The sequence below is a fragment of the Halobacillus sp. B23F22_1 genome, assembly GCF_043497005.1.
Classification (GTDB): Bacteria; Bacillota; Bacilli; order Bacillales; family Halobacillaceae; genus Halobacillus_A.
In genome coordinates this window covers 41,529-54,406 of record NZ_JBIEKE010000004.1, presented here as the reverse complement: position 1 = coordinate 54,406, position 12,878 = coordinate 41,529, and the positions used below count along the sequence as shown (strand labels likewise).

At 39.9% G+C, this 12,878-nt stretch carries 16 protein-coding genes; 14 read left to right on the top strand and 2 right to left on the bottom strand.

Annotated elements, in window-relative coordinates:
• Positions 1 to 340: 340 nt before the first annotated feature.
• Positions 341 to 1,126, bottom strand: a complete 786-nt coding sequence (locus ACGTNH_RS19275) for a carbon-nitrogen family hydrolase (protein ID WP_394588625.1) — start codon at positions 1,124 to 1,126, stop codon at positions 341 to 343.
• A gap of 94 nt (positions 1,127 to 1,220) precedes the next feature.
• On the opposite strand from ACGTNH_RS19275, the gene ACGTNH_RS19270 reads away from it, so the two are divergent.
• From ACGTNH_RS19270 to ACGTNH_RS19255, 4 genes are all read left to right on the top strand, one after another.
• The gene (locus ACGTNH_RS19270) at positions 1,221 to 1,502 is read left to right on the top strand and encodes a GNAT family N-acetyltransferase (RefSeq protein ID WP_394588624.1); all 282 of its coding nucleotides are present in this window, start codon (positions 1,221 to 1,223) and stop codon (positions 1,500 to 1,502) included.
• A gap of 22 nt (positions 1,503 to 1,524) precedes the next feature.
• Positions 1,525 to 1,995 carry a GNAT family N-acetyltransferase gene (locus tag ACGTNH_RS19265; protein ID WP_394588623.1) on the top strand — a complete coding sequence of 157 codons (471 nt, stop codon included), beginning with the start codon at positions 1,525 to 1,527 and terminating at the stop codon, positions 1,993 to 1,995.
• A gap of 34 nt (positions 1,996 to 2,029) precedes the next feature.
• Positions 2,030 to 2,911 (top strand): diacylglycerol/lipid kinase family protein, encoded by an 882-nt coding sequence (locus tag ACGTNH_RS19260; RefSeq protein WP_394588622.1) that lies wholly within the window; start codon positions 2,030 to 2,032, stop codon positions 2,909 to 2,911.
• Between the two features lie 445 nt (positions 2,912 to 3,356).
• A complete protein-coding gene (locus tag ACGTNH_RS19255; protein WP_394588621.1) occupies positions 3,357 to 4,016 on the top strand; it encodes a lytic transglycosylase domain-containing protein in 660 nt (219 codons plus the stop codon).
• Between the two features lie 37 nt (positions 4,017 to 4,053).
• Here the strand turns inward: ACGTNH_RS19255 and ACGTNH_RS19250 are convergent, their stop codons facing one another.
• Positions 4,054 to 4,593 (bottom strand): NADPH-dependent FMN reductase, encoded by a 540-nt coding sequence (locus ACGTNH_RS19250; protein WP_394588620.1) that lies wholly within the window; start codon positions 4,591 to 4,593, stop codon positions 4,054 to 4,056.
• Between the two features lie 120 nt (positions 4,594 to 4,713).
• Between ACGTNH_RS19250 and ACGTNH_RS19245 the strand changes: the two genes are divergently transcribed.
• From ACGTNH_RS19245 to ACGTNH_RS19200, 10 genes are all read left to right on the top strand, one after another.
• A complete protein-coding gene (locus ACGTNH_RS19245; RefSeq protein ID WP_394588618.1) occupies positions 4,714 to 5,004 on the top strand; it encodes a YkvA family protein in 291 nt (96 codons plus the stop codon).
• A gap of 64 nt (positions 5,005 to 5,068) precedes the next feature.
• On the top strand, positions 5,069 to 5,485 hold the full coding sequence (locus tag ACGTNH_RS19240) for an organic hydroperoxide resistance protein (protein WP_394588617.1): 417 nt from the start codon (positions 5,069 to 5,071) through the stop codon (positions 5,483 to 5,485).
• A 151-nt stretch (positions 5,486 to 5,636) separates the two neighbouring features.
• Positions 5,637 to 5,921 carry an iron-sulfur cluster assembly accessory protein gene (locus ACGTNH_RS19235; protein ID WP_394588615.1) on the top strand — a complete coding sequence of 95 codons (285 nt, stop codon included), beginning with the start codon at positions 5,637 to 5,639 and terminating at the stop codon, positions 5,919 to 5,921.
• A gap of 163 nt (positions 5,922 to 6,084) precedes the next feature.
• Entirely contained in the window at positions 6,085 to 6,696 is a 612-nt protein-coding gene (locus ACGTNH_RS19230; protein ID WP_394588614.1) for a metal-dependent hydrolase, read from the top strand.
• An 86-nt stretch (positions 6,697 to 6,782) separates the two neighbouring features.
• Positions 6,783 to 7,628 carry an NmrA family NAD(P)-binding protein gene (locus ACGTNH_RS19225; protein ID WP_394588613.1) on the top strand — a complete coding sequence of 282 codons (846 nt, stop codon included), beginning with the start codon at positions 6,783 to 6,785 and terminating at the stop codon, positions 7,626 to 7,628.
• 327 nt (positions 7,629 to 7,955) lie between these two features.
• The gene (locus tag ACGTNH_RS19220; protein WP_394588612.1) at positions 7,956 to 8,522 is read left to right on the top strand and encodes a nucleotidyltransferase domain-containing protein; all 567 of its coding nucleotides are present in this window, start codon (positions 7,956 to 7,958) and stop codon (positions 8,520 to 8,522) included.
• A gap of 130 nt (positions 8,523 to 8,652) precedes the next feature.
• Positions 8,653 to 10,149, top strand: coding sequence for a glycine betaine uptake BCCT transporter (locus tag ACGTNH_RS19215; RefSeq protein ID WP_394588611.1), 1,497 nt, complete (start codon positions 8,653 to 8,655; stop codon positions 10,147 to 10,149).
• 337 nt (positions 10,150 to 10,486) lie between these two features.
• Positions 10,487 to 11,299 (top strand): DUF368 domain-containing protein, encoded by an 813-nt coding sequence (locus tag ACGTNH_RS19210; RefSeq protein ID WP_394588610.1) that lies wholly within the window; start codon positions 10,487 to 10,489, stop codon positions 11,297 to 11,299.
• A 74-nt stretch (positions 11,300 to 11,373) separates the two neighbouring features.
• On the top strand, positions 11,374 to 11,691 hold the full coding sequence (locus tag ACGTNH_RS19205) for a thioredoxin family protein (RefSeq protein ID WP_394588609.1): 318 nt from the start codon (positions 11,374 to 11,376) through the stop codon (positions 11,689 to 11,691).
• 80 nt (positions 11,692 to 11,771) lie between these two features.
• Positions 11,772 to 12,854: an FAD-dependent oxidoreductase gene (locus tag ACGTNH_RS19200; RefSeq protein ID WP_394588608.1), complete on the top strand. Its 1,083-nt coding sequence runs from the start codon at positions 11,772 to 11,774 to the stop codon at positions 12,852 to 12,854.
• Positions 12,855 to 12,878: the final 24 nt, after the last annotated feature.

The following is a 12,878-nucleotide window of genomic DNA, read 5'->3' as shown; positions in this document are numbered from 1 at the left end:
AAGAAAGGATTTTATCCCCGCTCCGTCAAAATACTTCGCTTTCCGTGGGGACGGCCACAGCTTCGTCGAAAAGCAAAGAGAGCTTTCCTGCGGGATCTTCGGCTCGTGCTGTTCCCGAAGGAGTCTCCGTATTTTGACTACGCTAATGTACTACTCTTTTACAATTAAGCTTTTATTATTTGCTGGTTGATATCAAAGCTTTACTTATGTCCCAGCCTCAAATTTCTAACCGTTAAGGAGAATTCTCCAATGAAAGAGTCCATTTGATAGAAACTAAATGATTTCTTAAAAGAAAGGACGAAAAAGCTGTCGAAAATTCTCGACAGCCTGAAAAGATTGTTTATTCGTATAAGTCAGGTCGCCTGTCTTGAAAAATAGGAATTTGTTCCCGAATAGCTTCTACTCTTGAAAAGTCCACCTCGCAAAGTAAAATCTCGTCTTTTTCTCCTGCTTCTGCCACAACATTCCCCCATGGATCAATCACTATTGAATGTCCACCGAATTCATTGTTTTCATCAGCACCTACTCGGTTACAGGCGATGACAAAGGTTTGATTTTCAATCGCACGGCTGATTAGAATGTTTCTCCAATGTTCGACTCTTGGCTTCGGCCACTCTGCGACAACAAACAGCGCTCTCGCACCATTAAGCATATGCGTCCTAATCCATTCAGGGAAACGAATATCATAACAAATGACGCCTGCCACAAGGGTATCGTTTAACGTGAAATTTCCTTTTTGATTACCTGAATTTAAGTATTTCTCTTCATCCATTAAACGGAATAAATGGGCTTTACGATAATTTAAAATACGGTTTCCATCAGGGTTATAAGCAACAAGCGTATTATAAAAATAACCGTTATCTCCTCTTTCTGCTACAGAACCAGTGATCGTGACACTGTGCTGTTTGGCGAGGTCAATCATCATTTGGTGGGTAGGCCCGTCAAGGGGTTCTGCAATCTCGTCAAAGCGGCTCAGGTCATAGCCTGTCGTCCATAATTCAGGAAGAACGATTACATCTGCTCCTTCTAAAACGGCGTTCTTGATTCGCGGGAGTGCCTGCTGGCGGTTCGTTTCTGGTTTCCCAAGCTCAATATGCATTTGAATAATAGCTATAGTCGTTGTCATCGTTTTCACCTCTTTACCTTTTATTTTAACAAAAGAAATTAGTTAAATCATGGCATAGCTTCCTAAAGTTAAGGGTATATAAGGGAGAGAAAGGATGATAGCCGTGTCACATATTCAAGAAGATAAAGGTCGTTTTTATATAAAGGAAGAAAATCAAACGATAGCAGAATTAGCTTTTGAAGAAGAAGGGCCACTTATTATTATTACTCATACCCAAGTGAACCCTCAGAATCAAGGGGAAGGTTTGGCTACAGAGCTTGTTGCACATACCGTTCAATATGCACGGGAAAACGATAAAAAAATTAAGCCTGTATGTTCATTTGCAGAACAAGTGCTTAAGGATGAGCAAAAATATCATGATGTATTAAACGGATAATTTTTGAAAGGATGGTTTAAGTATGGCTATTGTTAGGAAACCAGCTGAAAAGGATTTAATGCATGTAACGAAGTATGCAGTGGATTATACTTGGATAAGTCTGGACAATGACGATCCTCAAAGTGCTGAGAAACTTAAGAATAAAAAAGACTGGGCAGCTGACTATCTATTTAACGAAAACCCAAATTGCCGGCTTCTCGTGGCTGAAGAAAACGGGAATGTAGTTGGGTATGGCTTTGCAGAGGCATCTCAAGAAAATGGAGAGCTCACAGGGAAAATTAAAGAAGTATTTGTCGATGAATTTTATCGTCGAGAGGGGATTGGCTCTGAGTTAGTCCAGTCCTTGTTAAAATGGTTGAGAGATAGACAAGTCGATCGAATAGAGCTAGGTCCTTCATCACAAGATACGATGACACAGGGATTTATTAAGTCTATAGGTTTTTCACCGGATGGTATTTTTTCACCAGATGGGAAAATAGATAAGAAAAACTGATAGTTTGGCTTTTAAAGAGGAAGGTGAGGGTCCCGTGAAGCAGGCGATGATTATCGTAAATCCTTCTTCAGGCAAAGAAGAAGCTGTAGATTACGTGGAACAAATTGAAGAGATATTGACAACGAAAGAATACAAGGTGAATACGGTTCAAACAGAAAAAGAACTAGACGCTACTAACTATTGTTTAGATGCATGCAAAGATGAATACGATCTGGTTGTCTCACTCGGGGGAGACGGTACCCTTAATGAAACAATTAATGGGATGGTCGATCAAAATCACCGTCCGAAGCTCGGAATTGTCCCCCTGGGCACAGTGAATGATTTTGCGCGAGCATTAAACATATCGTTAGAGCCCCAAGAGGCCATAGAGACTTTAAAATCTGACCATACAAAAAAAGTGGATATAGGTAGTTTTAATGAAAGATATTTTGTGAATATCGTAGCTGTAGGATCAATCGCTGAAGCAACATCAGAAGTTTCGCCAGAGCAGAAGACAAAATTCGGTCCTCTGGCTTATTTGATGGAAGGAGCGAAAACAATAGCTTCCACCAATGCTTACCCTTTACGAATCGAACATGATGATAAAGTATGGGAGGGGGAATCCTTCTTATTCCTTGCTGCACTGACGAAATCTACGGCCGGGTTTGAAAAGCTGTCTCCTGAAGCAAAAGTAAATGATGGAGTACTCCACTGCTATGTTGTAAAAAAAGTGAACATGATCAGAATGGCTTCTATCGTAACATCGGTTTTAAGAGGAAGCCTCAAAGAAGATAAAGATGTTGAATATTTTAAAGCTAAGAAACTGCATGTAACATCCTCAGAAAAACTTCACACCAATGTTGACGGGGAAGAAGGAGATCCTTTACCTGTAAAAATGGAAGTAAAGCCTCAGCATATTGAAGTGATTGTGAATTAAAAACTCGCTGGCTCAGCGAGTTTTTTTATACAAAAAAACCCCCCTCCTTGAATCACTCATGGAAGGGGATGGCAGAAGTCTTTCTCCATGTAAGAGTAAGCCCGCCATGAAATCTACAGGTCTATTCTTCCGACAAAGAATAGAAAGGGTGATACGACATTAGAGACAAAAGAGAGTCTTACTATGCTTGAGAACATATGACCAGACGCCTTGAATACAGTTATTCAAGATAAGAGGTATCTCTTTTGCTAATTGTAATTATATCATCTATAGAAGCTTTTTTGTTTTGAGAAAAATCTTGCAAAAATAGTCAGTTAACGACCATATTGTATAAAACTTTCTCAAGTTTTGGGTGATAATGGGATTTGGTGTCTTACAAACAAAGATTGTGCCCTTTAAGGTTTTACTGTAAAATTAAGTTAATCATAACGATTGAGGTGAACCGATGGACTTTCATGCAATACGTCATTTTATGCATATGCAAGCAATGTCTTTAGTTAGTGGAGATCATAAATCTCAATCTTCATCTTCAAGTAATGAAGATGCTTCTTTCCAGAATATGCTGAACGTTTTTTTAGCTCCGTCTGAAGGGGCTTACACCCCTCAGCCGAGCAAGCCGAACTTAACTAGTTTTAATGCTTTTCAGCAGCCTCCTACTATACATATGTCTACTCGTTCCTCTTCTGAAGCTGCTTCAAGCTCAAATCCAAGTTCGAGTACCAGAGAGGTTAATGTGGATGATCACGATGTGAATGAACTAATCAAAGAAGCTTCATCAGTAAACGGAATAGATGAATCGCTGGTCCGTGCGGTTGTAAAAGCTGAATCAAATTTTGATCCTAATGTGGTGAGCCCGGTTGGCGCACAGGGTCTTATGCAGTTAATGCCAGCCACAGCTAAGGGGTTAGGGGTAACGAATGCGTTTGATCCAAGAGAGAACATCATGGGCGGCACCAAGTATTTAAAACAGATGCTGGACCGTTATGACGGAGATGCAAAGCTGGCTTTGGCTGCCTATAATGCCGGCCCGGGGAACGTTGATAAATACGGTGGAGTACCACCTTTTAAAGAAACTCAGAATTATATAGGAAAAATTTTAGGATGAAAAAATCCTCATGGACTGACCGACCCATGAGGATTTTTTATATATCTTTGCTCATTTTGATGTACTGGTCGAAGACACGTGTCATTTCACGAAGACGGTTATGGACATCTTCGTCAATTAATTCGCCCTGGGTGGAAAAGTGGTTCGTGTGCGTATACACATAGTTTGGCGTTACGAGACAGCGGAAATAATTTAAAATAGGCTTTAACTGGTTTTCAATCACTAAGTGGTGCTGCAAGGTACCTCCGTTGGCCACAATAGAAACTGGTTTGTGACGCATGGCCATAGGAGAAACAGCATCAAATAAGTTTTTTAATGTTCCTGGAATTGAACCTTGAAAAATAGGAGTGGAAATAACGTAAGCATCAGCTTGTTCCAGTTCTTCAATCAAATACTTCATGTCATCGTTGTACTGGTCGAAAGGACGACCATCGACAAATTGGAGTTCGTAATCTTCAAGATTGATGAGTTTTGTATCATAATTCTCTTGAAGCTTTTTAATATATTTTTCAATTTCGATTAATAAGGTTTTGGTTTTAGTACCAACAATGGTCCCGTTTAGAAGAAGAATTTTCATAAGTGTACACCCCTTTAGCAGGTCAAGTATCAATGGGATTTCTAACGTTTCATATCATTCATTATGTTAAATCATACGTGCAAAATTAGCAATTGTGACTAAGAGGAGGTATGAGCACCTATGTGGAGAATGTGGAGAAGGATTAAGTTTTTAGCTAATTTGAAGAAGTCGATTCCCTTTTTAATTCGATTCTTTCGATCAGAAGAAGTGGGTATAGATAAGAAAGTAATTTCTGTCGCTATGATGGTTGGTTATATCGCTTTTCCGTGGGATTTAATTCCAGACTTTTTTATTTTTATCGGTCTTATAGATGATGCTGCTGTTCTTACCTTTATACTGCAGCAGATTGTAAAAATGGCTCCATCCTCCCTTAAAGAAGAATTTCAATTGGAAAAAGAAGATAAGGTTTAATGGAACCAAATTTGAGGTACATATTAGTTGTGAAAAGATTTAACAAACTCAAGGAGTGATTATAGTGAGTAATGTAATGTTTACTTCACACGCAACTGCTAGTGGAGGCCGTGAAGGTCATGTAAAATCAGATGACGGGATTATTGATGTGAATCTTGTAATGCCGGGAAGCGGCAACGAGGAAGGATCTAACCCTGAGCAGCTATTTGCAGCCGGTTATTCTGCTTGCTTTGATGGTGCATTAAATCTAATGGCCAGCAATCAGGACAAAGATATTGAGTCCGAAACGAAAGCGGACGTCAGTCTTATTAAAGATGAATCAGATGATGGATTTAAAATTGGTGTCATCTTAAATGTAAGTGTAAAAGGTGTTTCTCAAGAGGAAGCAGAAAAACTTGTGAAAGATGCACATGACTTCTGCCCTTATTCTAAAGCAACAAGAGGAAACATTGACGTGGAGCTAAATGCAAAAGCCGTATAATCATTCTTAAATAAATGACAAGCCTCCATTTTAGGGGGCTTGTTTCTTTTTAGCGGATGATCCTCCTTGAACATACTGAGCATATTTTTACTAGAAATGCATATAAACCCTCATAATAAAAGTATACAGGGGTAAGGGGAGGATTCTTTAAATGAAAATTACAGATGAAGCCCGTGACTTATTAAACCAGATTTTAGAAGACGTAGAAGAAGGGGTGCTGCGCTTATATTTCGCTGGTTATGGGTGTGGTGAGCCGGATATAGGCTTGACGATTGCAGACCCGGAAGCGGATGATGAATTGAAGCGTATTAACTCTATTCCTGTAGCAATCGACCGAAGAATTCTTCACTTAACGGAGAAATTAACGGTCGATGGCAAGCAAACGATGGAAGGACCCAAGTTTCAAATGCTTGGCCTGCCTGAAAAAGACTGTTAAAAGAAAGAGCTGCTTTTATGCGGGCAGCTCTTTTTATTTTGGAGAGTGGATGCGAATAGATGTTCTCTGTTTGGTTTACGTAGGAAATCAAATCAGATAATATTGAAGATGCCCTCACGACAACATGCAGGGCACAAATTATTTGGAGGAGAAAACAGTCATCATGTTAGCATCCGGACACCAAGCTCTAGGCTTAAGCAGTGGTCTTATCGTTATGACCATCCTGCCTCAAATGGGTCTAGTACCCGATACCCCATTTGAAGCTCTATTATTTATGATATTTATATTATTCGGTTCACTTTTACCTGATATTGATACGCCTCGTTCTAAACTTGGGTACCATTTTTGGCGCCTCCTTATCTTCATCTTATTACTTGCTTTCGGATTTTATTTGTTTGCACCTGAATACCTGGATCAGTATCGAGGTGAGTTAAAGGTTTTTGTCATGCTGATGGCTCCGTTACTAGTTATGGTGAAAAGCCATCGGAAAATGACCCATTCTGTCTTATTTATTGGACTTCTCACTGTTTACCACGTGATCATTACCCATTTTTTTAACGTGCCTTCTTTTTATTTCTTTGGTTTCATAACTGGAGTGGTTTCGCACCTGCTTGGTGATTATATAACGAAAAGAGGCATTCCGTTATTTTATCCTATTTATAGAAAACACTTTCGGTTTTTATTGACGTTTAAAACGGGGTCTTCCATAGAGAGAGGACTCGTTTGGTTCCTCTCGGTTTGGAATATTTGGTTTCTTGTTACGCAAGTTTTTTAACACTAATAGGCTATTTAACGATTAGTCATGGTTGTGTGTGGTACATATAAGGAAATTCTCGGTTAACGGAAAGGGGCGTAGACATCATGCTAATTACAGGGGTAACAGGCTATGTTGGGAGAGAACTTGCCAGCTGGCTGCTCGACAAAGAAGTATCATTTCGCGGAGCTTCTCGAAACCCTTCAGCTGCAGAGAAGATATTTAATGACAAAAAAATCGAATGCGTACATTTTGATTTTTACGACCCTTCTACTTTTGCTCCTGCTTTTGACGGAGTAGAGAGCTTGTTTCTGAGTTGCCCTTCTAACGTGAACGAATATAAGCCGGTTGAACAGGCTTTAAAGACCGCCAAACGCTGTGGAGTGCATCGAATCGTGTTCTTATCAGTTTTAGGTTGTGAAAAGATGCCTTTCCTTCCTCATCGAGGACTTGAAAAGTTGATTGTTAGAATGGGCTTTAATTACACTTTTTTACGAGCAGGCTCTTATATGCAGGAATTATTAAAGACGCCGTTAAAAAAAATAAAAGAATATCGGCAGTTGAGTCTTCCGGCGGGGGAAGCGCAAATAAGTTTTGTAGACAGCCGAGATGTGGGTCAGACGGCCTTTTCTATGATGTTAGGAAAATCCTATTCAAAAGATGCTTATAAAATCACTGGAAAAGAAGCCCTTACGTTTTATCAGGTTGCTCATATTCTGTCTAAAGAAGCAGGAGCCGACATTCAATACATGAACCCATCAAAGCATGAATTTATTAATGACGTCCAGCTTAGCGGTTATGCAAAAAGTGACATAGAAAAACTAGCCAATTATTATATAACAGCAAAAAATGGCGTTTTAAAGCGAATCAGTCTGGATACTGAAAAAATTCTTCAACGAGAACCAACAAGTATGAAAGAATTTATGAGGGATTACCGATTAGCATTTTTATAAAGTTTAAAATAAAAATTAGAGGCTGAATTGAAGCTTAGAAGCGTTCAACCATGAAAGAATCCCTGCCCAAAAACTAAGAGCAAATAATTAAAACACTTCCCAAGTTGTAAATACTGATTTTACATGTGGAGGTGTTTTTCTCATGGGTAAGTAAAATTTAATATCCAGATAAGTTGTTCGCTTGAAATTGGCTGGAAAACACAGGAACCAGGCGTCCTTCCTATTTTAGCAAGTTGAAACATTTCATCAGATTATTCAGAAATCGAAAGGGTGTTGTAGAATTCTATTTTTAGGGAAAGGTAGATTACAAAGAGAGGAGCGATATCTATGTTTGAACCTTGTTTACAAGTGAAAGAATTCATGGAAGATTTTGAAGGGAAGTGGCTGATAGCAGGCGGATGGGCTATTGATTTACATATAGGAGAAGAAACGAGAGATCATGAGGATATTGAAGTCGCTGTTTTTCGAGAAGATTTATTGTCCTTATCAGAATGGCTCCAGAATTGGAGAACTTTTGTCGTCGATCGTTCTCGAATGGTGGAAGATCATGTAGATGAATCGTTGGATAAACATATTCATGAGATTCACGCTCATCGAGAAGAGGCAAAGCTGGAAATCCTTTTAAATATGAAATCTAAGGAACAATGGAAATTTCGCAGAGACCCTCAAATCTCGTTCCCGCTGAATCGAATGAATTTACAGTCAGAGCGTGGCATTCCTTATCTAAATCCAGAAATTGTGCTTTTATTTAAGGCTAAAAATACACAGGTTAAAGACGAGCAGGATTTTCAGTCTGTCTTCCCTTATTTAAATGAGCAGCAGAAGGAATGGTTGAAGCAGGCACTAATTATTCATCAGCCTGAGCACCATTGGCTGGAAAGTCTTTTGTATTGAGACGAAAGACCTTTGGCTTGTTTATTTCTTTATCAATAGGGGTAATTTGTAGGCATACTCCTCTGCTCGACAATCCTCTACTTATTTCTACAAACAACAACAATTAAATAAAGCGTGAAAGGAGAAGGCAATGAACAAAATCACTTCAGTATTTTGGGCTACATTATCTATTGCTGTATTTGCGGTAGTCTGGGGGGCTGTAGCACCGTCCAATTTAGAAAGCATTACGGGTGCGATCCAGACCTATCTTTCCGTTCATTTCGGCTGGTATTATTTATTAATTGTTACGGGATTTGTCGTCTTTTGTTTATATATGATTATTAGTCCTTATGGAAAAATCAAGCTTGGAAAGAAATCAGATACTCCTGACTACAGCTATCCTACTTGGTTTGCCATGCTCTTCAGTGCTGGAATGGGAATTGGTCTCGTGTTCTGGGGTGCGGCAGAGCCTATTTATTTCTTTGGCACCGACCCTCCGACAGAAGAGGCCGGGAGTCCTGAAGCTATGGGAGAAGCGATGCAGTTTGTATATTTTCACTGGGGGGTTCATGCCTGGGGCATCTATGCCATTGTAGCGCTAGTCCTGGCTTACTTTAAGTTTAGAAGAGGGGCGCCTGCCTTAATCAGTGCTACTTTAGAGCCGCTCTTTGGACAAAGCATGAAGGGACCTTGGGGGAAAATAGTAGATGTTATTGCTGTTTTTGCAACAATTGTCGGGGTTGCCACGACCCTTGGATTTGGAGCGGCACAAATAAACGGAGGACTTACTTATCTAACGGGTATGGAAGAGTCCTTCACTCTCCAATTGATTATAATTGCAGTTGTGACCATATTATTTATGATCTCTGCCTATACAGGACTAAGTAAGGGAATTAAATATTTAAGTAATACGAATATGGTGCTGGCCCTAACCCTTTTAATACTTATGCTGATAATCGGTCCTACTTTAATGATTATGAATATCTTTACGGATACCATTGGGGCTTATTTGAAAAACCTCCCCTCCATGAGTTTCCGTTTAGCTCCTGAAAGCGAGGAGGCAAGAACATGGATTAATGATTGGACAGTCTTCTATTGGGCCTGGTGGATTGCCTGGTCACCATTTGTAGGTATATTTATTGCCCGTGTTTCAAAAGGAAGAACGATACGAGAATTTTTATCCGGCGTCTTACTTGTTCCATCTATTGTAGGATTTCTTTGGTTCTCTGCATTTGGATCGTCAGCTATTGACCTGCAGCAAAATGAAGTTGCTGACATTGCCGGACTGGCTACGGAACAAGCGTTGTTCGGTGTATTTGACCAATACCCCTTAGGGTTGATTATGTCGATTATCGCCATGACGCTCATCGGTACATTTTTCATTACATCTGCAGACTCAGCAACATTTGTTCTAGGGATGCAGACAACTAATGGATCGCTTACACCGCCGACAATGGTTAAATTCGTATGGGGGCTTGCCCAATCCTCTATGGCTGCTGTCCTTCTATATACAGGTGGATTGCAAGCTTTACAAAATGCTCTTATTTCAGCCGCTTTTCCTTTTTCGTTTATAATGATTTTAATGGTAGTATCGTTGTATAAAGCTTTACGCGCAGACCGTACTAGTTTAGAAAAAGACAACATATAATCAATTACAAATAAGGCTGGGGGCAAGACGGAAAATATCCTCAGTCTGTGAAGTGAACTCTAACATCGACGCGCATAAAATTGTATTAAACGACTGCTTTTTCCGTGCCTTTGACCAGAATGAAATCTTGAAACTTTCGTAATGTGAATACACTTTTGCAAACGCTGCTTTTATAAGGGCTCAGCTTGAGTAAATGAATGCCCAAGATCTATTCCTCAAACCCTTTACACTCTATAAGGTTTCTCTACAGCCTTATTTGCTAGTTAAGCTATGAATCTGGTAAAACTTTGATAAAATAAAGAAAGTGACGATTACGCAGGAGAAGGAGAACAGAGTTATGAAGTGGAAGAATATTTATCGTGGAATGCTTATGGGGGCTAGTGATGTAGTTCCTGGAGTAAGCGGCGGCACGATTGCAGTAGTGTTAGGTATTTATGATCAACTAATTGAAGCGGTAAATGGGTTTTTCAGCAGAGAGTGGAAGAAACACCTTAAATTTCTTCTTCCTTTAGGAATTGGTATTGGAACCTCTATTTTGTTATTGGCTAACCTTATTGAGTGGTTGTTTGAACACTATCCAGGACCTACACAATTTTTTTTCTTAGGGTTAATCATCGGGATCGTTCCATATTTAACCCATAAAGCAGATGTGAAACATCAATTTGAAGGGAAGCATTACGGAATTTTATTGATCGGTGCTTTGCTTGTCGCCTCAATGGCGGTTTTTCAAACATCCGAAGGAGAAGCAATGACGAATCTTTCTTTGGCTTCGTATATTGGTTTGTTCTTTTCTGGTTGGTTAGCGAGCAGTGCAATGATTCTGCCGGGGATCAGCGGATCCTTCCTATTGCTTATTATTGGGATGTACAGCACGATTATTTCGGGTATTTCTAATCTTCGATTGGACATTATTCTTGTCGTAGGGCTTGGAATTTTAATCGGGATTTTGGTGATGAGTAAAATCATAAAGTTTTTCCTTGAGAACTATACTTCAGCAACCTTTAGTTTAATCATTGGACTAGTCGTCGGCTCAGTCTTTGTGATTTTTCCTGGAGTTCCAGAGAGTGGGTTAATGTGGGGAGTAAGTATTGTAACTTTTGTCGGTGGATTGGCCGCAGCATGGTTATTGGGAAGAGTAGAATATAAGTGAGCCAATTAAAAGACACCTTCCTCAATTTCATTTATGATAGGAATAGATTAAGTTGGTAAAGGAGAATTAGTAAGATGAAATCCATTCATACGCAAGATGAGTTTCAAAACGTTATCCAAAGCAGCATGCCTGTGATGGTTAAATTTCAGGCGGATTGGTGCCCCGATTGTCGCCGTATGGATATGTTTATCGGTGATATCTTAGAAGAATATAAGAATTACGATTGGTACGACGTGAATAGAGATGAAGTTCCTGCTATTGCAGAGGAGTACGAGGTTATGGGTATTCCAAGTATTTTAATTTTCCAAAACGGAGAAAAGATCGGGCATTTGCACAGTGCCTATGCAAAGACTCCAGAAGAAGTGGAAGAGTTTTTACAAGGACACTTGTAAGTACAGCAGCACCCGCATGGTCAAAACCATGTGGGTGTTTTTACAATAATGAACGTGACGGCAGCGGAGGGGATCGTTAAATGAAAAAACGCTTATTGTTAGTGGGAGCGGGCCATGCCCATCTGGAAGTGACTCGTCAGTATAACGAGGATCCCATTGAAAATTTAGAAATATGCTTGATTTCTCCCTCTGAATATCAATATTATTCGGGTATGTTTTCTGGATATACTGAAGGACTTTACTCAGAAGAGCAAATCCGCGTAAATCTTCGTGAGCTTACTAAAAAATTTGGAGTGAATTTTGTGCGAAAACAAGCAACGCACATTGTTCCCGATCGTAAAAAGCTTTTTTGTGAGGGAGGCGCTGTTTACCCTTTTGATGTGGTCAGCTTTGATATTGGTTCGAGAAGCATTCCATACGATCTCACAACCTCTATTGCACGATCGGTGAAGCCCAATTATCAATTTATCGCTCAAATAAATAAGCTTAGAGAAACGACCTCTCCCATTGTGGTGGGAGGAGGGGCCGCTGGGTGTGAGCTGGCTATATCTATTCAAATGTATAAGAATAAGAACAATATAGGTGGCCCTGTGAAGCTTATTTCCTCTAGTGAAGTATTATCTGCATTTCCCAGACGCTCATCGCGCAAGGTAAAGTCATTATTAGAAGAAGCGGGCGTTCAATTGTGGGAAAAGGAAGAAGTAATCCATATTCATGATGATTATATTATAACGAGTGCAAACAATCGTGTTCGGCATACGGGAGTATTGTGGCTTGGGGGACCGGTCGGTGATCCGGTATTTGAGGAACCCCCCATTAAACTTGATGCTAACGGATTCGCTTACGTGCGGTCTACGCTCCAGTTTGAAGATTACGATTACATCTTTGGGGCTGGGGATTGTGTAACGCTGAGTTCCGCTCCTCATATAGATAAAAGCGGTGTTCATGCTGTGAAGCAGGCACCAATCCTATACAATAATCTTAAGGCTTACTTCGAAGGAGAGATGCTTCAAGAGTATGAGCCGCAGAAAAATGCACTTTATATTTTATCCGTTGGTGAAAAGAAAGGGTTTCTTCTATATGGAAGCTTTTCTTTATATGGGCGTCAAGCCTGGAAGTTGAAACACAAAATTGACACGGATTTTATGGAGAGATATAAGTAAGGCGTTCCTGGACGACGGTCTAAA